This window comes from Nostoc sp. CCY0012 (assembly GCF_963920855.1).
Taxonomy (GTDB): Bacteria; Cyanobacteriota; Cyanobacteriia; order Cyanobacteriales; family Nostocaceae; genus Cyanocohniella.
On sequence record NZ_CAWUDM010000010.1, the window covers coordinates 48,402 to 72,096 of the forward strand.

The 23,695-nt window shown below is 41.8% G+C and carries 15 protein-coding genes; 7 read left to right on the plus strand and 8 right to left on the minus strand.

Annotated features, from left to right (window positions below; translation table 11 throughout):
* Positions 1-710: 710 nt before the first annotated feature.
* Together ACM0OS_RS04390 and ACM0OS_RS04395 are read right to left on the minus strand one after the other, a co-directional pair.
* Positions 711-3,092, minus strand: coding sequence for a peptidase domain-containing ABC transporter (locus ACM0OS_RS04390; RefSeq protein WP_414541971.1), 2,382 nt, complete (start codon positions 3,090-3,092; stop codon positions 711-713).
* A gap of 1,267 nt (positions 3,093-4,359) precedes the next feature.
* Complete coding sequence (locus tag ACM0OS_RS04395) at positions 4,360-5,349, minus strand: NAD(P)/FAD-dependent oxidoreductase (protein ID WP_414541942.1); 990 nt, start codon at positions 5,347-5,349, stop codon at positions 4,360-4,362.
* A 99-nt stretch (positions 5,350-5,448) separates the two neighbouring features.
* Between ACM0OS_RS04395 and ACM0OS_RS04400 the strand changes: the two genes are divergently transcribed.
* From ACM0OS_RS04400 to ACM0OS_RS04420, 5 genes are all read left to right on the plus strand, one after another.
* On the plus strand, positions 5,449-6,291 hold the full coding sequence (locus ACM0OS_RS04400; RefSeq protein WP_414541943.1) for a YaaW family protein: 843 nt from the start codon (positions 5,449-5,451) through the stop codon (positions 6,289-6,291).
* A 32-nt stretch (positions 6,292-6,323) separates the two neighbouring features.
* Positions 6,324-7,622 (plus strand): O-antigen ligase family protein, encoded by a 1,299-nt coding sequence (locus ACM0OS_RS04405; protein WP_414541944.1) that lies wholly within the window; start codon positions 6,324-6,326, stop codon positions 7,620-7,622.
* Between the two features lie 573 nt (positions 7,623-8,195).
* On the plus strand, positions 8,196-8,717 hold the full coding sequence (locus ACM0OS_RS04410) for a Ycf51 family protein (RefSeq protein ID WP_414541945.1): 522 nt from the start codon (positions 8,196-8,198) through the stop codon (positions 8,715-8,717).
* A 327-nt stretch (positions 8,718-9,044) separates the two neighbouring features.
* Complete coding sequence (locus ACM0OS_RS04415) at positions 9,045-9,776, plus strand: WecB/TagA/CpsF family glycosyltransferase (RefSeq protein WP_414541946.1); 732 nt, start codon at positions 9,045-9,047, stop codon at positions 9,774-9,776.
* A gap of 71 nt (positions 9,777-9,847) precedes the next feature.
* Positions 9,848-10,723 carry a polysaccharide deacetylase family protein gene (locus ACM0OS_RS04420; RefSeq protein ID WP_414541947.1) on the plus strand — a complete coding sequence of 292 codons (876 nt, stop codon included), beginning with the start codon at positions 9,848-9,850 and terminating at the stop codon, positions 10,721-10,723.
* A 10-nt stretch (positions 10,724-10,733) separates the two neighbouring features.
* Here ACM0OS_RS04420 and ACM0OS_RS04425 read toward each other — a convergent pair whose 3' ends face one another.
* Both ACM0OS_RS04425 and ACM0OS_RS04430 read right to left on the minus strand, forming a co-directional pair.
* The gene (locus tag ACM0OS_RS04425) at positions 10,734-14,627 is read right to left on the minus strand and encodes an ATP-binding protein (RefSeq protein ID WP_414541948.1); all 3,894 of its coding nucleotides are present in this window, start codon (positions 14,625-14,627) and stop codon (positions 10,734-10,736) included.
* 179 nt (positions 14,628-14,806) lie between these two features.
* A complete protein-coding gene (locus tag ACM0OS_RS04430) occupies positions 14,807-17,146 on the minus strand; it encodes a glycoside hydrolase family 31 protein (protein ID WP_414541949.1) in 2,340 nt (779 codons plus the stop codon).
* A 613-nt stretch (positions 17,147-17,759) separates the two neighbouring features.
* On the opposite strand from ACM0OS_RS04430, the gene ACM0OS_RS04435 reads away from it, so the two are divergent.
* Together ACM0OS_RS04435 and msrA are read left to right on the plus strand one after the other, a co-directional pair.
* Complete coding sequence (locus ACM0OS_RS04435) at positions 17,760-19,298, plus strand: FAD-dependent oxidoreductase (RefSeq protein ID WP_414541950.1); 1,539 nt, start codon at positions 17,760-17,762, stop codon at positions 19,296-19,298.
* 55 nt (positions 19,299-19,353) lie between these two features.
* On the plus strand, positions 19,354-19,986 hold the full coding sequence (gene msrA, locus ACM0OS_RS04440; protein ID WP_414541951.1) for a peptide-methionine (S)-S-oxide reductase MsrA: 633 nt from the start codon (positions 19,354-19,356) through the stop codon (positions 19,984-19,986).
* 323 nt (positions 19,987-20,309) lie between these two features.
* On the opposite strand, the gene ACM0OS_RS04445 is transcribed toward msrA, so the two are convergent.
* The 4 genes from ACM0OS_RS04445 to ACM0OS_RS04460 all read right to left on the minus strand — a co-directional run bounded on the left by ACM0OS_RS04445 (position 20,310) and on the right by ACM0OS_RS04460 (position 23,613).
* Positions 20,310-20,807 (minus strand): universal stress protein, encoded by a 498-nt coding sequence (locus ACM0OS_RS04445; RefSeq protein WP_414541952.1) that lies wholly within the window; start codon positions 20,805-20,807, stop codon positions 20,310-20,312.
* Positions 20,808-20,837: 30 nt separating this feature from the next.
* On the minus strand, positions 20,838-21,056 hold the full coding sequence (locus ACM0OS_RS04450) for a hypothetical protein (protein ID WP_414541953.1): 219 nt from the start codon (positions 21,054-21,056) through the stop codon (positions 20,838-20,840).
* Positions 21,057-21,624: 568 nt separating this feature from the next.
* The gene (locus ACM0OS_RS04455; protein ID WP_414541954.1) at positions 21,625-22,830 is read right to left on the minus strand and encodes a bifunctional sterol desaturase/short chain dehydrogenase; all 1,206 of its coding nucleotides are present in this window, start codon (positions 22,828-22,830) and stop codon (positions 21,625-21,627) included.
* A 174-nt stretch (positions 22,831-23,004) separates the two neighbouring features.
* Entirely contained in the window at positions 23,005-23,613 is a 609-nt protein-coding gene (locus ACM0OS_RS04460; RefSeq protein ID WP_414541955.1) for a hypothetical protein, read from the minus strand.
* Positions 23,614-23,695: the final 82 nt, after the last annotated feature.

Consider the following 23,695-nt stretch of genomic DNA (forward strand, 5'->3'; position numbering starts at 1 on the left):
ATATCATTAAAACGTTAAGTTAATAGGTTTGAGGTTGAGTTATTGAAAATTATTTTTACCTGCTATGCATCGGTTAAGTGGGTTAATGCGGCTAAATTGCTTAACATTCAAGAGTTCTAGACATAGTATGGCTAGTAACTTTACGGCAAAATTTTTTGGATCTTGTCGAATATTCAGTCATGCTTTATGGTATGTATCGTTACTTTTTAATTAATACCAAGATAATTGGGAGTAGAAATATAGCAGGTCTTTATAAAAAATTTAGAATTGCGATGCTCTACTAACTTTTTTAACCCACAAAAATCACCTATAGTCCGTAGGGTATGTAATGCCGTAGTTAAAGCACCTTGAATTGTTGACGGTGCGTTGTGCTACGCGACAACACACCCTACATGGAAATTTATTATATTCATACAGCTAGAAATATTAGCGCTGTCTTAATGCTTAGAGATTAGACTTTTTACTTATTTGGAATGGTTAGGAGTACTAGGGGCTAGGGGCTAGAAGAGTACAGACTTGAAAGTTTGTGGATGTCCGGGGTTTTATGATTAATCGATTTCCTAACCTATGGGGAAACTGCTGATATATGACGTTAGGTTTGTAGAGGGGCTTTACACCCTACTCTGCGAGAAGATATCTTGGGACATCTGCGGTGGTAAAGCACAGGTATACCCGTAGGACTTTAGAAAAGACTTACTACAAGCCTTTATTTACATCTGTAATTGCAGTTGGGCTAAGTGGTGATAAAGACTAGCTGTGGCCATTAATTGTTGATGAGTGCCTTGTTCCACCAAAACACCTCTGTCTAGGACGAATATACAGTCTGCATGACGGACGCTAGAGAGACGATGAGAAATGATAAAAGTAGTACGATCGCTACTGAACCGGGTTAAGTTTTTTTGTAGACAGCGTTCTGACTCTGCATCTAGGCCGCTAGTTGCTTCATCCAAAATCAAAATCCGGGGATTCCTAATTAATGCCCTGGCGATGGCAATTTTTTGTTTTTGTCCACTAGATAACATCATTCCCCGTTCTCCAACTTGGGTGTTATACCCCAAAGGCAATGATTGAATAAAGCTGTGTGCTTCTGCTACTTTGGCAGAGGCGATCGCCTGTTCTAAACTAAACTCCAAACTATACAGGGTAATGTTTTCTAAAATGGTTCCAGAAAATAAACAACATTCCTGGGGTACCAAAATTAATTGACTGCGTAACGACTGCGGCGAAACTAGGGCAATATCTTGTCCATCAATGAATATCCGGCCTGTGTCGGGACGATATAAACCAGCCAGCAAATTCATTAATGTACTTTTACCTGAACCACTGCGACCGATAATACCAATGGTCTGCTGGGGTTGCACCTGAAAAGAAATATTGTGCAAGGTGTTGTGATATTTACCAGGGTTGTATCCAAAAGAAACATTTTCAAAATGGACTTCACCGCGAATTGCGGGCATTACTAGTAAAGGTGTGGGGGAATTATCTTCAGGCTGGGAGGCAAAAATATCTGCCAACTTCTCTAGAGAAATCTGAATTTCTGGTAACTCATGCCAAAAACTCACCAATGCCAACACTGCCATTGTGATATTACTAATGAGTAAATTAAAAGCAATAAACTTACCCAGGGACATTTGCCCATTAATCACCATATTGACACCGAACCACAAAACCAAGGTACTGCCAATTTGATTAATCAAACCCCTAATTAATTGCCAATTACTAGCTAACTTTTGCCCCCGTAACCGCACCTTGAGCATTTTCTGAAAACGCTCTTCCCAATGCATCTGCACAGGGTACTCAGATGCTGTGGTTTTGACTGTGACAATACCAGTCATCATTTCCAGCATTGCAGAATTATGTCCTGCTGATTCTTTGAGAATTTCCTGGGCTGCTTTTTTTAGAGATGGCGTTGTGGCGAGAGTCAAAATCACGATTAATAACAGCCAACCCAGCACCACACAAGTTAATTGCCAGTTGTAATAAGTGATCAACCCCAGATAAATCACCACCATGAAAACGTCGATAATGGCGCTGACAGCTTTTCGGGTGAGAAACAACTGAATTTTGCTATTTTCTGGGACACGGCTGAGAATGTCTTCTACTTGACGCGATGCAAAAAATTGCAACGGTAACTGCAACGTATAGTTAATAAAACTACCAATTAAATTCAAGTCGATGCGGTTAGCAATATATTCTAAAAGGTATTGACGCTGTGCTGTTAAGACAGTGCGCCAGATGCCTAAACCCAGAAAGCTGAGAACAAAAATATTTAGGGTTTCAAAATCTTGTCGGGGAATTATTTGGTCAATAACTATTTGGGTAAATAAAGGCGTTGCTAACCCAAATAATTGCACCAAGATTAAAGAAAGAATAATCGGCCCAATTAATTTTCGGTAATTCCACAAGGTATCACCATAACGACCCCAAGAAACTTTTTCGCTTTTGAGGGTGTGAAAACGCTCAGTGGGATTTAATAGTAAAGCATACCCTGTCCAACTGGCGATAAATTCTGGACGTGACATCCATTGTTTACCTAAAGCTGGGTCAGAAATCAACAAGCGATCGCTTTTAACTTGCCAGACAACTATATAGTGAATGCCTTGCCAGTGGGCAATCCAAGGATGGGCATAAGTATCGAACTTATCTAAACTGGCCCGTACTGGTAGCACATCATATCCTAAAGTTTCCGCCGCTGCGGCTAAGTCCTGGAGAGATGCACCCATGCGGTCTACTTGGGCTAAATTCCGCAGAGTGTAGAGGCGCAAGTACTTACCCCAATATTGGCTAATCATTGCCAAACACGCCGCACCACAATCTGATGAACTTTGTTGTTGAATAAATGGATAGTCACGCCAAGACTTAGCTTTTGATGGTAGCTGGTCATCTGTTTCCAGAAAATCAATTTCTGCAATCTCTACTAGAGGTTCCTCTGGACAAGGGTAAATAGTTTCTGTATTAGTTTCTGATGGTGCAGGAAGTGGTATTTGGGCAACTTCCAAGACTTCTGCTACTGGTTCACCACCAGCCAATAACTGCGGTGCGATCGCCCTGACTGTTTCCCAGTGTGTTGGAGATAGGTGGTAAACTAACAAATCAGTTTGGGCAATACCATCATTCGGTGTGGTATCGACATATCCCCAGCTATCTCCTATCTGTTGTGAACCTGCAATTTTGCCACTTACCAGCCAAAAATGCCCCTTTACTAGTGCGGTAACTTCTGCTAAAGATGAGCCAGCCGTGATCTTAGTGGCTACGAAGTAGGGTAGCAATTCACGCACAGTATTACTAGTAAGCGATCGCAACTCAGTATAAGTTTTCCAGAAAATTAATGCTTGCTGTTCACCTGTGAAATGCTGTAAATAACTTTCGAGACTAGGTAAACGCTCTAACCACTGTTTTAAATCAGCAATAGCTATGCTGGCTACATAACCCGCACTCGCTGCGATCGCTCGGTATGGTAAAGGTTGATGGCAAAATAAATGATCTGCCCCAAAAGTTTGTTCTGCTAATATTAATTGTGTGGAAACTTCCCGCTTGAGAGTTACATCAAAACTCAACAAACGCACACGACCTTGACAAACAAAATGTAGAGAACTGTCTTCATTAAGACCAGAACTACTCAATTCATCACCCAGTTTAAACTCACGCATCACCCAACATTGGCTAAACTCTGATGCGAGACTTGTATCCCCTGCAATTATCTGCACAAGTTTGAGGATAGCCGCTTCTCGAGTAGGAGATTGCTCGTTGTTCATATCTTTGTTCATATCTCCTTGAACTCTGAACGACAAAGAGGGGTTCATGATTTAACTTCTGGTTGGTTTGTAAAATGTTTAATTATCAATTGGAACAATAAATTAGTTAATAACAAACATCAGGTCATTAATATTAATAATATTTATGGCTAGCATTAATAATATTTTTATTAAACAATACAGTTTTAATTTGTCAGTATTTAAAATCTTTTTTAACCCTAGTTACATTTTCCTGGGGTTATTGATACACCCGGAAAATAAAATTAAAAATCTCGAAGTTTCTCACTTTTAGGCAGAATACCCATCAGAACAGCAACTTTTCAGCATCTGTGCCATCTCTTATGTATCTTTGATTACAAATTTTTTCACCCAAATTGACTGATATATAAGTAAGTTGGCGAGAAAAAATCAAACTATGTTAAGCAATGTAAAATAATTAAAATTCATTTCGTAGTAAGGGCTTTAGCCCTTATTTGAGGACTAAAGTCCTCACTCTTCGAGTGATGCCGACCGATGCCGCAGGCTGTACGTTAGTCGCTCATGGGGGAGACCCCCAAGATCGCGCTAACTCACTACAAACCTTTAATTATTTACTTCGTCCTACTTAGCGCAGGTAATTGTTGATTTCCCAGGATGCGGCTATTCCCGAAATCATCGCGTCTTCTACGAGATGTCCTCCACACCAATCACCACAGCAGACTAAAGGTAAGGGCGTAACTGTAGATAAAACGGTGTTTTTCCAAGGAACACTAGGAAAAGCATAGCGCCAGCGATGTACTTGCATCCACTCTGGTGTTTCCAACCAAGAAAGCTTTAAATTTTGGGCTGCTTGTTGCAACATCTCCTGTCCCACGGGTTGTAAATCTGGGGATTCTAAATGAAGTTGGGCAAAGTTAGCATTGCTTTGGAATACAAATACAGGTTGCTGAGGATGGGGACGCTTACTGCTATCTAAACCAATCCATCCCAAAACAGCATCATCTGTAAACTTCTGATCTTGCCAATTTGGTAGGAGTTGAGAATTTGCCGGATATCCAGCGATCGCACTAATACATGGAGCAAATTCTACAGAACTCAAATTGTCCAAAAATTCTTTGCCTAATACATCTTCACCCAAGGGTGATAACAGCATTAAAGCTTGGGGTGCTGGTATAGCTAAGACTACAGCTTTAACTATTAACTCTGCATCACCAGATTCGAGAGTCAGACGCCAATTATTTTCGGGAGTGGGGTGAATGGCGATGACACGTTGATTTTTCCAGACTTCCAAACCTTGGGCGAGAAATTTGGCGATGGCACTCATTCCCTCAGGTGCAATATAACGGGGTGTAGAGTTAAGTTGAGTGTTGTCTGTCCAATCTTTTAAAATATGGCGATCGCACAACAATTGCACTAAATTTTTGCATAATTCACCTTGAGGCTTCAGGTAACACGCCCCATGATCTGCCCAAGTTCCATACAAGCGCCGTGTAGCCAGTCGTCCCCCTAAACCACGAGATTTTTCCACAACTAGCACCGAATATCCAGCTTGAGTTAACTGCTGGGCGCATACCAAACCTGCCATGCCGGCACCGATTACTGCAATATCAGTCATAAATTTTTTAAAAAGTGGGGAAGCAACTAATACCAATGACTCCTGAGGGCTAATAGTAGAATAAAGTACAAGGACGCAGCACAACGGGAGGAAGGGAAATTGGATGAATTGAGGGAAGCGCTGGAACTGGCAACAGAAGAGGAATTACAAGACTTAACGGCAATTTTATTTAGTCGTAAGTTTAATCCCCTAGACTATGTTCATACACCCGAACCCATAGAAGTACAAAGTCAAGACCGCAAATCTTGGTTAGACACATTAGAAAATCGTTTTCGGTTTTTGGCGGCGGATGGGGTGACGGTATTGCGGGGACGGACAAATCATGTCAGTTACCGCCAAGCATTAATTCATGTATGTAAGTATCTGAAAATTACTTATTCTCAAGAGTTGACAACTGTTGATTTAGAAGCAGAAGTATTTTTACATCTACTGGGGCAGGTTTGGAAAAAGTTGCCGACAAAGGATAAACAAAAGTTGACTGAGAGTATACAACTTCATCTCGTCAATTCAGAAATCAAACAACCCTTACCACTTTTCTTGCAACGTGACCCCTTAGGATTACTGTTTAAAGGTGGTAGCGCTTTGGCTGTTACTTCTATACTCCAGCCATTGGTACTGCAACAAATCGCCCGTCAATTTGCTATCCACTTTGCTAAGTATCAAGTAGCTAAACAGACGGCAATTGCTGGTTCTCAAGCAGCTACCACGCAGTTTAAAGGCTATGTAGCTTTGCAAATGGCACGGCGAGGGATGACGATGAATGCGGCTCGTTATGGGGCTGTACGCAGTGTCTTTACTTTGATAGGCCCGATGATGTGGACTTGGTTTTTTGCCGATTTAGGCTGGAGAGCGATTTCTACTAACTATGGTCGGATTATTCCTACCATTTTTGCCTTGGCACAAATTCGTCTAACTCGTGCGGAATGTTGGGAAATAGCTTGAAAAATTAAACATTAAAAACTAAAAATTTCCAGTTGAAATTAGCTTTTGATCACCCCGACCCTAATTTACAAGCCCCTTGGAGATATGCCCAAATTGGGTTACTAATATTGCCTTTTAGTCCATCTCTAGGGGGTTTCAGTATAGGTTTAGCAGCATTGTTAACTTGGCTGCGAGAATATCGCACCATTATCCACCGCCCCTTGAACTGGGGATTTGCTGGCTTAAGTGTATTACTAGTTATTAGTTCAATTTTTGCCTATGACAAAACACAGGCTTTTCTGGGTCTATTTAATCTATTACCCTATTTTCTCTTTTTTGCTGGATTCAGTACCCTGATTCAAACACCCGCCCAATTACGTCACATAGCCTGGATACTGGTCATCAGTTCTGTACCAGTAGTAATGATGGGCTTTGGGCAGATTTTTTGGGGTTGGAATCTCAACATTCAAATTTTGTGGATTTTATTAGATATAGCGATCGCACCTGGAGGAGAACCACCAGGACGCATGGCAGCTATTTTCATGCACGCCAATATTTTTGCGGCTTATCAGGCGATCGCTTTCACTCTAGGGTTGGGGTTGTGGCTAGAACAATGGCGATTAAAAATCCGAAAACCTCGCCGTTTCTTACTTTTGTTTTTAACCATATCCATAATTACCAACTTTGTCGCTTTGATTTTAACTGACTCACGCAATGGCTGGGCGATGGCGATGGTAGCCTGTTTAGCCTATGCCATGTATCAAGGTTGGCGAATTATTGTTGGTAGTGTTGTCGGTGTTGTTACTACCGTACTGTTGGCAGCTTTTGCTCCCTCACCAATCGCCCAAATTTTTCGCCGTGTCGTTCCTGCTTACTTTTGGGGGCGATTAAACGACCAAATGTATCCAGATAGACCGGTGGCTATGATGCGAAAAACTCAATGGGAGTTTGCCTGGTCTTTGACTCAACAACAGCCCTGGACAGGTTGGGGTTTACGTAGTTTCTCGGCACTCTACAAGGCCAAGATGCAGATTGACTTGGGTCATCCTCACAACCTATTTTTGATGCTATGTGCGGAAACTGGTTTACCTAGCGCCCTGTTATTTTATGGTTTAGTGAGCTGGATATTAATTGCCGGGTTCCAACTATTGCGAACATTAAAGAATATAGCTCTAACAGATAAATTGATATTTTTTAGTTATCTAGTTGTCACTATTGAGTGGGTGCTATTTAATACAGTCGATGTGACTTTGTTTGATTTTCGGATAAATACATTTTCTTGGGTTTTATTGTCTGTTTTGTGCGGAGGTGTTTATAACTTTCAACAACATCAAAAGCTTAATTTATCGTAGATACAAAGCGGCTTTCCGCAGAGTACCACCCTACGGGTTCACAGTCGCCTAGGTCGGGCTAACCCTCCTACAGCGCTGATTCACCAAGATGCCTGCAAGGGTTGTAGAACGCCAAGAATTATAGAATGGGCATCAGTTCAACAACAGTTATTTTATTCGGCGTTTACACCGAAGTCATTCATAGTTATTAGTGATTAATATAACTATATTCACATTTGTGACTGTGAGTGTGGCTAACCGCAAATTAGCCACTGTTGCTGATAGTTGGGAAGGTGTAGGGACAACCCTTTTGGGTTTTCCTGCATGACGGGCATCTAATTTTAGATGCTCTTTTATACATTTTGTATTTTAATTAAATAGTTCAGGAATATATTCTCGCCCCTAGCCTCAAAAACGAGAAACGCTACATTAGATGGTCGTGCATTTTAATTGCAAATTGCAAATTGCGAATTGCAAATTGCGAATTGCGAATTGCGAATTGCGAATTGCGAATTGACAATTGTTTTGGTCATGCTACTCGGTAAGATGGGTGTGTCGGTCATCAACAAAAATACGCCTAAGTAGCCAATCTGTATGTTCACAACAGCTGACTTTCTTCAGTATGCCCAATGGTCGGGTATTGCTACATTAGTATTTGCTGCCTTAGCTGTCCTGGCTTTTATCCTCAAATGGGGTCTTCGCTTTCGGCTCGTAGGTACGACTGGCTTTATGCTGGTGTTGACAGTGGGTTTATTTTCTCTTTCGTTGGTTCCTTTGAGTCGTACTGTGATTCCAGGCGCAGTGAAATATACTCTAGTGTATGATACTGGTTCTACAAAAGCAGTAATTGCGACATCACCTAAAATTTCCCCCACGCAATTAGAAGCAACTCTGCGTCAAGCCGCTAGTAATCTTTATTCTTATGGTCGCTTAGGCACACGAGGAAATAATCAACTGACTATTCGCGCCCGTACCATTATTCACCCGGAACCAGGAATCTCTGTACCACTTTACTTGGGTCAAATTACAAGGACACTGGCTAGCCGTGAAGATGTAGAAATGCAAATCGAAATTTATCCAGATAAATTCGCTCAGTTGCCACAATCTGCGGCTTAATTTCGGTCTATACAGGCTGACTCACTCCCCACGGTTAAAAGCCGGGGGATTTTTTCTTCATCAGAAAAATTTAAAATTTAAAATAATATTTTTTTGGTTGAACCAAAAGAAGTTAAAATACCCTTGGTTCAATCAAAAGAACCCGAAATAACGTGTGTTTTCCCCAAAAAAGCTAAGATAGCGTGTTTTCCCCCAGGGGGAGAAGAAATTAATCCCTTAAATACCTTTTTTGTGCTTGTCAGCAAACTATTGTACAGAGTTTGCTACGGCTGTTTTTGCGATCTTTTAATTTTTAGTTCCAGGTTTAAGGACATAAGGACAAGTAATATGCATATATCTGTTCTAAAAGTAAAAATTACAGATACATCAGAGCTTGGTGCTGTAGAGATGATGGAATCATTTATCAAAGAAGAGCCGGATACAGTCCATCTCATCTCTATTGTCAACGCTCACACTCTCAATCTGGCAACCGATCACCCGGAGTACCGAGATGTTTTAAACAGTAGCACCGTGGTTTTTGCAGATGGTACAGGTGTTCGCTGGGCAGCCAGACTGCGTGGTAAAATTTTACAGAGTAATCTTGTTGGTACTGATCTAATACCTAATTTTTTTAGGCATACAAGCAACCGTGGTTATCGATATTACTTACTTGGTGCAGATCCTCATACTATAACATATGCAGCCGAGTTTGCTTCTAAGCAATTTCCAGGCTGGACATTAGCAGGATTCCATCATGGTTACTTAGGAGAGGAGGAAACTATCAAAGTAATCGCAGAAATTAACTCCTTACAACCTCACCTACTCTTAGTCGGGATGGGAAATCCTTTACAGGAATACTGGCTTTCCCAGAATAGAAACCGACTTAAAGTTCCTGTATGTGTTGGTGTAGGAGGACTTTTTGATCATTGGGGTGGAAACCTAAAACGCGCCCCACGATGGGTTAGACGACTAGGATTTGAGTGGCTGCAAATTTTACTTCAGCAACCAGGCAAAAAGTGGCAACGTTATCTTATTGGTAATCCAAAATTTCTGATCCAAATGATTTTGTGTCGTGACTGAGAAATACTTCGCACGAGTCGTTAACCTCTCAGGGCTAAAGTCCCTGAGTCTCCCACTTACCGGGTTTTGTTATGGCATCAAATTCAATTAGCTCTTTTCGTTGGTATTTAAAAAAAACTGCCCGCTCCGGTATGTGTTTAGCAACGCTGCCATCAAAGCGATTACTTTTGAGTAACAAACAGTCTAACTATTCACCAGTACGTGTTCTCACTTATCATCGCTTTGGTGACATTAACCGCGACCCGTTTTGTGTGGGAATAAAGGATTTTCAAGCGCAAATGGACTGGATTGCCCGCCAAAATCTTGCTGTATCCCTGACGGATATAGAGAGTTTTTTAGCAGGCAAAAAAGACCTTCCCAGGAATGCAGTTTTAATTACTATCGATGATGGTTTTCGGAGTGTTTATCTGAATGCACTGCCAATTTTAAAGGAATACTCAATACCAGCAGTTGCTTTTATTACTACGAGCAATATTGATGGTGGCAACGCCCATAGTTACACTCAAAATAGTGAAACTCCAGAACCTTATTTGACTTGGAAAGAAGTAGAAGCTCTTGCTGAAGCAGGTATTGCCATTGGTTCTCATGCCATGACCCACCGTTCCCTGGGCAAAATTAGTCTGGATGAAGCCTCTCAAGAAGCTGTAATGTCACGTGAGAGTATAGAAAAAAACTTGGGGATTAACGTCACAGCTTTTGCATATCCCTTTGGTACATTTTGTGATTTTAACAATTCGACAACCCTGATTCTTCACCAAAGTGGTTACAAATTGGGTTTTACTTCCCAACACGGTGCTGTTGTACAAAAACTTGACCCCCTAACTTTGCCGCGGATTAAGGTTGAAGGAGGAGAACCAATGTGGATGTTTCGTCTGCTTGTATCTGGTGGGTTAGACGAATGGAGATTGATAGATAGAATGCTATGGCGGTTGCAACAAAGTCCCTAATTCTCCTATCTTATGTCCGTCCCACAAGGCTAGCAACGACTGTAGCTAATTCAGCCGGCTCAATAGGTTTAGGTAAATGCAGCTGAAAACCTTCTTGAATAGCCCGCATTCGGTCTTCGGCTCTGGCGTATGCTGTGATTGCGGCCGCGGGGATTCTACCACCTTTTTCTGGTGGCTGCGATCGCAGTTTACGAATTAAAGAATAACCATCTTCTTCGGGCATTCCGATGTCGCTCACTAAAACATCTGGTAGCCACTGGGAAATTACCTGTAATGCCTCTGGGACTGAGCCTACCGCTTGCACTTGGGCTTGGCACTGTTGCAAGACGGTGGTAATAAATTCACGAGTGTCAATTTCGTCATCTACAACCAACACCCGCACGCCTAAAAGGGAGGGGCCTGGGGATAAGGAAACAACATCTACTTCTTGGCTACTTATAGACTCAGAAAGGGCGGTGCCGCTGGGGATTAAAAGTGGTAAATTGACTGCAAATGTCGTACCTTGTTCTTTGCCTTGGCTATCCACATGAACAGTGCCACCATGCAATTCTACTAAGTGACGGACAATTGACAACCCTAATCCTAAGCCGCCATAGGATCTGGTGCTAGAACTATCAGCTTGACGAAAGCGATCAAATACATAAGGCAGAAATTCAGGACTGATACCGATACCTGTGTCAATCACTTGAATTTGAGCATAGCTAGTCATTGATGGTGGTTGATTGAGATGACTGGCTAGCCTTCGACCATTACCGATACTCTGAGAAAGCTTAATTTCTACTTTACCGCCACTGGGTGTGAATTTTATGGCATTGGATAGGAGATTCCAGATAACCTGTTGCAACCGCTCATTATCTCCGGAAACTAAAAATTGAGAATTATGCGGCTGTGTGAGGGACAATTGTAAATCGATTTCTTTGGCTTGGGCGGCTAATTTGACTGTTTCTATGGCTGATTCTATGAGGGGAACTAAATCACAAGTACGCACATTGAGATTGAGTTTACCTCTAATCATGCGTGAAATATCTAGCAGGTCTTCTATGAGCTGAGTTTGGGATCTGGCGTTGCGTTCGATAGTCTCCATAGCCTTAGCTGTTTGAGTCTCGCTCAGTTTGCGGGTACGCAGCAGTTGGGCCCAGCCGAGGATAGCATTGAGAGGCGATCGCAATTCGTGGGACAATATAGCTAAAAATTCGTCTTTCATGCGGTTGGCTTCGCACAACTGCTCTGTTTGTTGCTGTAAAGAAGCAATTAAGCTAGCCCGTTCCATGGCGATGGCTATTTGGTCGCACACTGCTTGCATCATGCCTTTTTGATTTTCAGTGAAGCGAGAGCAACTACGACTACCAAAGGAAAGAGTACCCAAAAGTTTTTCCTGAGCTATTAATGGGTAACTGTAATAAGCTCTAATTCCTAAAGTCCGAATTAATTGTGTTTTGGGGTCAGTTGATTGCTGCACATTTTCTAGTGATATGGGATGTCCCTGTTGGGCAGCCGTACCGCATACTGCCTGTCCCAACTCCAGCCATTCATATGTTTTAGCTATTTCCTCAGAAAAACCTGTGAAGGATGCTAGCCGCATCACCTGGGAGTTCTCTTCCACTAAATAATTAAAGTACACATCCAAACCAATTTGCTCGGCAAGTTTACGATAGCAATTATCGATGATTGCCATTGGCTGCTGACTAGATAGCAAGTTATTGGCTGTATTAAATAGTAACTGTAGCCTTTGGTAGCCTAATGATAGTGCTTTTTCAATTTCCTTGAGATTGGTGATGTCTTGGAATGCCACGATACAGGTAGCTTGATGACCATGCATTGCTGGTATGGTATCAGCAAATATTAGTAGAGAGCGCACACACCCATTTGTGTGCCAGTCTATTTCTACCCCGTTTAAACGTTCTCCTCTCGCCACCCGTACCCCAGGCATTTGATCATTAGGAATGCGATCACCTGTTGCATCTGTGCAATAATAAACACTGTGATATTCTGCTGCTGGTGTACCTTTAGGAAATTCGCCTCCAGCTAAGTCATTTGCCGCTCGATTAGCAAAGATCACTTTTGCTGTGACTGGTTCCACAAATAATAATGGCAGAGGCATCATGTTCAGCACATCTTCTAGCCATTTTTGCTGATTTTGTAGTGTTTCCTCTACTTGCTTTTGCTCTGTGATATCTATAAATGCGCCAACGCTACCTCTACTGTTACCTTCTTCATCAAACAGCGGGGCGACGTGTTCTAGCAGCTTCACAACTTTGCCATTATCATGAACAACATCAACTTCAACATCTAAAACTTCCACACCATGCGTAGCAGAGTACTGCATGGGTAGTTCTTCAGGTAATAATTCTCTACCTTCACGGTAAACTTTAAATGTCGTTGGTTTTTCCTCAAGAGGCGCACTCAGGGAAGCATTATTATCTGATGGTATGCCTAAAATCTGGGCAAAGTAGGGATTTACTCGAATAGTACGGCACTGAGGATCTTCAGCAATCCCAATGCCAATAGGAATAACTTGAAATAAAGTTTGTAATTCGGTGATGCGCCGCTGTAAATCCTTGTTAAGTTGGACTATTTTTTCTCTAGCTTGTTTACGTTCGCTCAAATCCAACATAAATGCTACGGCTTCTTCTCGGTTTTCACCTAGCAACACATAACCCACTAAAACCGGGATGCGCCTACCGTCTTTGTGAATGTATTCTTTTTCGTAAGGTGTACAAGCACCGTTAGTACTGGCCTTGGCTTCTGCAATTCCTTGGTCGTCTAAATAGAAAAACTCTGATCCTGTCATATCTCGCCAATTGAGCTTACCTGCAACAAGATCATCCTGTGTATAACCAACCATTCGCAGAAAAGCTTCGTTTGCCTGATATAAACCTCCATACACATCAGAAAAAACAATCCCAATGACATTGGCATCTACAAAACTTCTCAGTTTTTCTTCATAAGCTCTGAGTTTTTTTTGAGCCTCATCATGTTGGCGACACAGGCGTTCAATTACCGCTGAACTGTGCCAGACAAAAATAGCAAAAATCGTAATCAGGAAAATAGCAAATAACGATATGGCAAAAGCCGAACCGTATTCTCCGGCAATTTGACCTTGAAGGATTAACCATCCCAAAACTAATGGTATGGAAATCGTGGCTATCAATAAACGCCGGGCAATTAAGCCCCCGTAAGTATCACTAATAACAACACGCATCAATCCCTTATCCGGTCGCACCCACAAAATGCCTACACAAAGCACTATGAAACCCACAGCCGTAGTTAACGCCATTGATGTGGTTTGAGAGGCAATGCGGGAGAAAAGTTGTACCTTGTAGGCATAGCCGATGAACACCTGTAAGGAAATCAAAGCAGTTATCAAAGTTAGAATTTGGGCATACCAATAACTCCGATAAGTTTTAGGATACGCCAGCAGGTCTAAAGCTCTACCCACTAACATAAAATTTAATGCCGTATTAAATCCCATGCGCCCTGGATGAGATGTAAATAAAGCATTCGGTTCATCTCGAAATAGCAACTCATCAATGCCGAAATTCCAGCCAAATAGATATTGTATGAGTGTGAGCAACCCAATTAAAGTAACTGCAATTGCACAAACTCTAGAAAAGCGCAAGTCAGCAACATAGGTATTGGGGAAATTATCAGTGTCTGACTCTTTAAATAATTTGGTTTGTCCTTTCTGCGCTAACCACAGTGACAAACCAGCCAATAAAAAACACAAGGCTGTGTTGGCTTTCATTGTCACTAAATTAGCAAAGCCAGATTGTTTAATAAATTGGATGTCGAAAAACCAGCCAAACAGTACTACAATACCGACTAAAATCACGATCGCACTTGCAACTTGCGCTACTAGTGACCTATCTAAACTGTGTCGTCGCAAGCGGTTGACGTTTAACATTGAGGCTCTACCACCAAACTGTCTAGCGTAATAATACTTAGGGTATTCCTAGAGGTTAAAATTCATATTATTGGCATTTTAAACTATTGGCTATAAGTAAAATTTTTCTCTACCTATATGCATATTTTTTTTATAGCAAAGTCTACATTAGAGAACTATTGCGGCAAAATCATCTATCTTTAAACATAATTTCCCAATTTGAGGCTAATTTCTCCACCATCATCTGGTAATTGTTGCTCATCGAAACCTACCAGTTCTACTATCAATTGGCGCGGTGGCGGTGACCATAAGCCTTGTCGTGAGCTAATTTCCACGGTTGTTTGCTGATTTTCTGTTAATACCGTAATATTTCTCAGGGAAAAATTTTGTTCCTGATATTCCCATGTATGTCCATCATCTTCAAACCAAGTATAACTACCATTACCAGGCCAAACTTTTAATCGGATATGGTCAACTGGATGTTCATCCACATATTGCATCACAGGTTGCATAGGAATGATGGCACCGCTATGCACATAAAGGGGCATTTTTTCTAATGGTGCATGAGCCAGGATATGGGTTGGCCCTTCGTAACGCTCCCCAGTCCACCAGTCATACCAAATGCCTGTGGGCAAGTAGACAGCACGATGTTCAACGCCAGGACGGTAAACAGGTGCAGCCATCAACGATGCACCCAGGAATACTTGATCGTAGAGGGTATAAGTTTGGCGATCGCTGGGGAAATGATATAGTAATGGTCTTAAAATGGGCGCTCCTGTTGTGGCTGCTTCCCAAAACAGATTGTAAATGTATGGTAATAATTGATAACGCAGATTAATATAATTTTGACAGATTTTTTCCACGCGATCGCCAAATACCCAAGGTTCATGACGAGATGTAGACAAGGCCGAATGACCACGCATTAATGGGTAAAGCATTCCTATCTGCATCCAACGGGCAAATAATTCTGGTGTGGCGTTACCTGCAAACCCACCAATATCGCAACCCACAAAACCTACACCCGAAAGTCCCATATTGCAAAGCATAGGTAAGGAGATTTCCAAATGCTCCCACAATGAATGGTTATCTCCCATCCACACAGCCGACCACCGTTGCACACCAGCATAACCCGATCGCGTCAACACAAATGACCGCTCTGAAGTACGATGGCGTTTTAATCCTTCGTAAGACGACTTAGCCATCATCGAACCATACAAATTATGCACTTCTGCATGTGTAGTATTCTTACCTTGGGGTGCATCTAAGGGAAACCAAATTTTTTCCCCACCATCCCCAAACGGACGGTTATCTATTGCAGGTTCGTTCATATCATTCCAAATACCTGCTACACCTATATCTGTTAAGCTTTTGTGTAAATCACCCCACCATTGACTCACATCATCCCGCAAAAAGTCAGGAAACACAGCTTTATCTGGCCAAACATAGCCGTGAAACAAGACTCCATCAACTTTACGTACAAAATAATCGTTTTGGATTCCTTGATCAAAAACGTGATAATTAGCTTCTGGTTCATACTTCACACCAGGGTCAATAATGGTAACAGTTTTAAAACCATCTTCTGCTAAGTCACCAATTAATTTTTCTGGATTTGAAAAGCGCTTGGGACTCCAGGTAAAGACTCGATAACCATGCATATAGTCAATATCCAGGTGGATAACATCACAGGGAATACGGCGTTGGCGAAATTCTCGCGCTAGTTCCCGCACCACAGTTTCCGAATCATAACTCCAGCGACATTGATGATAACCCAAAGACCATTTTGGCGGTAATGGCATTCTCCCTGTTAACTGAGTGTATGTCTGCAAAATTTGAGCAGGTTCAGGGCCGTAAATAATGTAATAATCCAACTCACCACCATGAGTTTCCATCTTCCACACATCTGGTTGTTCTACACCAATATCGAACTGACTCCAGAAAGTAGAATTACAAAACACACCATAACCCACCTCTGGACGCAAAGCCATAAAAAACGGAATCGCCTGGTACATTTCATTTGTCAAAGCATCGTAATCTAAGGCGTCAACCGTCCAGTTAGTTTTTACCTCACTGCGTTTATCCAAAAAACCTGTGCGTTCACCAAAACCATAAAAATGTTCATCCGGTGCGATGTTCTTCCAACCCGCAATTGCACCCATGCGCCAGCCCATACCCGTTTCTGCATCTTCCGCGAAGGGACGATTAGCTTTATCAAAACAAGTAATACGACACCCTTGTAATTGGACAGATATACGCATTTGGTCTGTGACAATTTCTACTTTTGTGTCGCTTTGCTGCACCTCAAAAGGTGTCGTTGGCCAGTCTGCATCATCCAATGTTACAGCCCAATCACGATGGGGGATAAATTCTCCAGTTGGTGCTAAACGCACGCGAATTAAATTAGCTGCAAGTATGCTGATAGTAAGACTTAAATCACCATCAGCAAACTTAATAGTTTGATTACTTTGATTGACAAATTCTACAGTACCAATATTTGTCCAAGGTTGTTTATTGACTGGCAGTTGACCGAAATATTGCGGCATATATACTCCAAGGGGCTAGAGACGAAAGGCTAGGGACTAGAATTTTTTGAATATAAAAAAGATAGATGTGTAAATTAAATACACACACTTATTGATATGTATTTATTTTTTCTAATTAATTCTTCTTCAATATTAAAAACACAATATATATGTTTGTAGCAAATTATCAATTCAATTTAAAGTATTGATGTTTTTTTAGATATTTCTCTTTAATTTAATCATAAATCTTGATTTTTCAACTATTTTTACCAAAAATAACCGAGAATAAAATCCTCATTAAAGTAGATATATAAGTTATATCGTTATATAGATTTTTTTAATAAAAATACAAGCTTACAATCAGATGGCAATCATTATTCAAGCAAATATTTTCCATCATCCCTCAGAAACTGCATACCCCAAAATAATTAATTTTTAATTGTCCAAAACCTCCAACACAAGTCGGCGTAAATAAACAGACCAGTTGAAATCAATGAAAAGCCTATAAAGTAAGCTTTTTGACTTTTGACTTTTGAACGCCAGTTGCTACAAGTCGGGGAACCCGCCCAACGCACTGGCTCCTTTTGACTTCCGCCTTGCGGTACTAGCCCTTAGTTACATACTCTACAAAAACATGAAAAACGATTCTGGGAAAACAATTTCTATTTGGATGACGACGGCAGAAGTGCCAGACCAACCTGTACTTGCAGAAAACCTTCAAGCAGATGTCTGTGTTGTCGGTGCAGGTATAGCGGGGATGACTACCGCTTATATGTTAAGCCGCGAAGGTAAATCAGTAGTAGTGCTAGATGATGGCCCCATTGGTGGTGGGCAAACTTCACGGACAACGGCCCACCTATCGCATGTGTTATCTCATTACTACTATGAACTAGAAGAAATTCACGGTAAAGACCTAACAAGACAAATTGCCGAAAGTCATACAAAAGCTATCGATACTATACAGGCGATCGCCTCACGGGAAAACATAGACTGTGACTTTGAGCGCCTTGACGGTTATCTGTTTCCACCAGACACGGAATCTCTAGATGAACTGCAAAAAGAATTAGCCGCAGCCCATCGTGCTGGACTTACAGATGTAGAACTTGTGAACAAAGCACCCATAGATGGCTTTAACACAGGCTCATGTCTGCATTTTCCCCACCAAGGACAATTTGACCCCCTGAAGTACCTCACTGGATTAGCCGCAGCAATTCAAGGTTATGGTGGCAGAATTTACACAGGAACCCACGTCCAAAAAATCACAGGTGGTCAACCTGCACGTGTGGAAACTAGTAATGGTCAAGTTGTGACAGCTGATGCTGTGGTAGTAGCCACTAATTCCCCCATTAGTAACCTAGCTACAATGCACTTTAAGCAAGCTGCATATATCACCTTTGTCATTGGTGCGAAAATACCTCGTGGTTCTCTGACTAAAGCCCTTTATTGGGATACCCTTGACCCTTACCATTACGTGCGCCTCCAACATTTGGATGAGGAACATGATCTTTTAATTGTCGGTGGTGAAGACCACAAAACTGGACAAGCGAATGATGCTGATAGCCGATATGTCCGATTGGAAGTATGGACGCGAGAACGCTTTTCTCAAGTAGGAGAAATTGAGTTTCGTTGGTCAGGTCAGGTAATGAATGCTGATGACGGCATTGCCTACATTGGCAAAAATCCCTTTGATGAAGACAATATCTACATTGCCACAGGTGACACAGGTTTAGGCATGACCCACGGTACCATCGCCGGGATACTCCTAAATGATATGATTTTGGGACGTAAAAATACTTGGGCGGAAGTTTATGATCCTTCACGGGCAAGACTTAGCGCCACAGGTGATTTTATCTCCGAAAATATTAACGTTGCTACCCAGTATTTAGATTGGGTAACACCAGGAGAAGTTGATTCTGTAGATAAAGTTTCCCCCGGTACAGGTGCAGTAGTGCGCCAAGGTTTGACAAAAGTTGCTGCCTATCGTGATGAAAACGGTATTTTACATGAGCATTCCGCAGTCTGTCCCCACTTAAAATGTATTGTTGCCTGGAATTCTTCAGAAGCAACTTGGGACTGTCCTTGTCACGGTTCACGGTTTGATGCCCAAGGTAAAGTAATTAACGGCCCAGCTATTGATGGTCTTGCACCTGTACATAGCAAGTCAACGGTATAGTTTCCATTCAGCCAGCACGTTAGGATTTTTACCGAGTTAAAAATTGTCAACCATTATGAAAAAAGCGACATTTGGTGCTGGCTGTTTTTGGGGATTAGAAGCAGCTTTTCGCAAGGTCGAGGGAGTATACTCGACCTCTGTTGGCTATATGGGTGGGCATTTTCCCAACCCATGCTATTTGGATGTACTATCGAGAATTACTGGTCATGCGGAAGTGGTGCAGGTAGAGTATGACCCCAAAATTGTCAGTTATGATAATTTACTGGCGATGTTTTGGGATATTCATGACCCGACAACGTTAAATCGTCAAGGGCCAGATAAAGGAGAACAATATCGGTCTGTGATTTTTTATCATGACGCGCAGCAAAAGCAACTGGCGCAGCAGTCAAAGGCAAAACTTCAGATGTCTGGCAGATTTGATAAAGATATTGTCACAGAAATTAAGCCTGCAAGTGAATACTATTTAGCCACAGAAGAACATCAGCAATATTTTGAGAAGATGGGAATTCGAGTGCAGACTGTGGCGATCGCTTCCCAAAAATGGGGTATGAGTCCCAGTCAAATAGCCAGTGAATATGAGCTGACTGAGGTACAGGTAAAAGAAGCTTTGAGTTTTTATGCAGTAAATAAGGTGCAGATTGACGCTGCGATCGCTTCTGAGCAATCCTTAGAAATTGCTAATGGTTAAACTTAAGCTTCATCTGGATGCAGATACCTCAAGTAAATCGCTGCATTTGGCATTAATGTCTCAAGGTAGTTACTTAAAAGTTTGGCACTTCTAAGGTTTAAGGCAGCCAATGCTGGGTATCGCTATTGCACAGTAATGGCTATAGGCTACTAATACTGAGCAAGCTTGGAGCGAGGTCGTGGATAAATAGAGAATTTAAGTATTTTTTTAGGATGGGATAAACAAAAAATTTATGACACGCCATTGCATCTCTGAGGCAGCATCCCAAACACACCCTAGATAAACAGGGAGATTGAGATGCTCAAATTTCTGAAACCCTTACCTTACAAAGATTTTGGTTGAGTTGACAAATTAGCTCTTACACCTTGGACTGTCAATACAGAACAGGGTGCATGATGTAATACATAATTGCTGACACTACCTAAGAAAAATTCACTGATGCCACTGAGTCCCCGACGGCCTAAAACAATTAAATCAGCCTGAAAACTACGGGCTACTTCACAAATAGTGCGGCTTGGTTCACCTATTTTTTGGGTAAAATCAGATGCTATCCCCTTGGCGATCGCTTGATTATTGAGCAGTGTTAAAAATTCAATTCCTTCTCGTTTTAAACTTTCCCAGTGATTTACATAATAGTCCACATTGTCATAAACACTGTATGTTTCCATTGTGGAAGCATCGAGATAACCATCCTCAGAAGGTGAAATGACGTGTAACAACAACAATTCGGCGTTGCTGGCTGTTGCTAAATTTAGGGCGTGTTCAAAAATTTGTTCACCAATTGCATTGGTACTTAGTGGGACTAAAATTTTGTTAAACATAGTTAAAAGTCTTTAGTTATTAGTCAGTAGTTAATCACGCAATTTGTACATTATTTTAATGGCTATATCTACACCAACTACTCTCTCAAAACATCGAAATATCCTTGCTGTAGCATAATATCCTTTAATAGCTCGTCTGCCGCCATAGCGGCCTAGTCCATACACAATGACATCGGCTCCTATAGCGGCGAAGTCCGTGTCCCCTGCTTCTTCTCGGTGAGGAATTTTGCGTTCAAAGATGCCTAGCACAGGCGATAGCCGTTCGTAGAGTACATGGGAGTAAAGGATCACTTAACGGGTGACAAGGTGGCTCAAGATGAGATGTGGCAAGAATTCCACTTCTGGGGTTGTATTTTCACACCACATCAGTTTTAGCGGCTGTCCTGGAGACTGTCACACCTTTAACCTTTGTACAGCATGGTTAGGACTAAGTAAACTTCAGAAGCAGTTCTACCAAGGAAGACGTGTCCCACCACGTAATTTACCATAGTGGCGTGGCAACCCAACATTGATCTGAGAACCTCAACAGGGATATTGGTGTTGGGTTTCCTTTTGTCAGTCCACTAGTGAGGGATTAGGGTAGATGTAGACGCTTTTGCGGCTTCCCTCAATATACAAGGTTGGGTTGTTCGCGCTAGCTTTGCGGAGTAATGGAACGTAAAGCCCTGACGGACATGGCTGCGCTTACCGCGTAGCGTGCCGGAGGCATAAACCAACACCCAAAGATTCGGTATTGTTGGGTTTCACTCCTTTCAACCCAACCTACATTCATTTTTCTCTCTCCAAAGTGATAGAAGAGGGATAAGCAATGCGGTAATTATTTGCTAAAAATTCGATAGTACAGCCACGTAGTAGCTTCCTTCAAAGGAAAAAGCACATAAGTCAGAGGATTGATAGTCACAACAATATTACGGTAGTCTCGTCTTGCCCAAAACAAGATTCCACGGGCGACTTGTTGTGCTGACATCACCCCATAAGGATTTAGTTGACTTTTAAATGGCCCCAGAATTAACTTCCGAATTACACAATCACCATCCAACCGCTTGAGGGTGACAATATTTCCTAATGTCCGTTTACTAAGTTCATAAAGTGGACTTAACGCCGGAGAAACCTCGGCCTCAGAAGTATTCACCCAAATTTCCTTAGTCGCCTTGGCTTGTGGCCCTGTCACCGTAGTCAAAAATATATCCATTAACCGTAACGCCGAAAAAGTATTGACCTCATAAGAGGAACTAATTGCCTGCGGTGTGCGGCTATTGTAGACATTAACGCCGTGGTTGATAATCAAAATATCGACTTTTTCTAAACTCTGTTTGAGTTCAGCTTCATTACCTAACTGCCAAGAAAGCACTTTTAAATTAGTGTGCGGAGCTAATTTTTCTGGGTTAGTAGTTAAGGCTACCACCTTAGCATTATGTTTTAAGAGTTCCGCAGCTAAAGCTTGCCCCAAAGCGCCCGATGCTCCAGTTAAAGCCACAGTTTTACCCTTAAGAGATAATGCAGTACCAAGTATTTTATCCACTAGAGGAAAGACACCACTATAGTACGCATTGACATCATCAAAATGATGGCGCCAATGGTAAGTTCGATTCACCCACCAAACGGAGGGAATTATTTGTAAAGGGCCGGGTAAGTGGTTGTAGTCTGTGTCAATTTTTCCTTGGGAATATCGCACAGAAGCACCAAACAAAAAACTACAGCCATAGGCTACTCCCAGCCATAAACCTATTTGGTTTACCAATAAGGCAATTACCGCCAAAACCACTACCAGTAGACTCGACTCAAAAATGTCGTGATACAGTTGAGACTCTTGGTAAGCTTGCAGGGAAATAATTGATAAATCCCGACGGTACACCGCATGGTGCTTGTTATGCCATTTTGCCAGCCATTTGACCTGATGACACAACACGTGATAACTATCTCTTAATACCTCAGCCAGCAAAATAGAAAAGACTCCCCAACCAGCAAATTGTAAACAGGCATTTACTAAAACCCAATTAAAGGGAGTTAACGTCTGCATCATGTTTTCCTGCACACCACTTGTCTTAATTTTTCTTTATATTCTGACAAGGATAGATGAAGGTGGAGTTACAGAGCAAACTAAAATTAAACAGATATTCAACTAAAACTGCTGGAAGAGGATGCTTTTATCGGCAAAAACATCACATTTTGCTCGATACGCTGGCTCAGGCGACTTTTAAGATTCCAGTGATGGAGTACTTTTTCTGGAACGAGTGACTTTATTTTTTAGCAAAAAGACCCCACTGCTGGCAAGCAACAAGGCACCCAAAGCATGAGGTTCGGGAACTCGTCGTCGAGAGACAGGTTGAGAAGTAGCGCTTTCTACCAACCGTCCGGAGGTAAAACCAATAGTACCCGGTGGCAGAGTGTTAATAAAAGCTCCACCATCACTTGTGCCAGTACCATCAAAATTACCTGGAAATGACAAAAATAATTCGTTTAAACCAGACGCAAATCTCAGTTGAGACAATGTGTCCTGGGGAGCAATAAAGGCACTGCTAGATTCTGTGGAGTTGTTAAAGTTAAATACTACATCTCCCAATGCATCCCGCAAATTGATATCCCAGCTAGTTAAGTCCGTTTGGCTATCCACAGGTAGGCCACTGACTGAGTAAGTCCCATCAAATGTTGCCAAACTCTCTAAAAATGGGGAGCTACTCTCCAAAATCCCATTAAAATTTCCTGATAGAAAAAAATCAGCCGCCAGACTAGGTTTAGCACCAACAGTAGCAACAAACATCGCCAAACCACTGGTAGCGATCGCTAATTTTTGCATGAGTTTCATGATACACCTCAATAGTGATAGTCGTATAAAAAGTATTTTTAAATACTCGTATACTGCGATTTGGTGTCTTGAAGATGAAAAA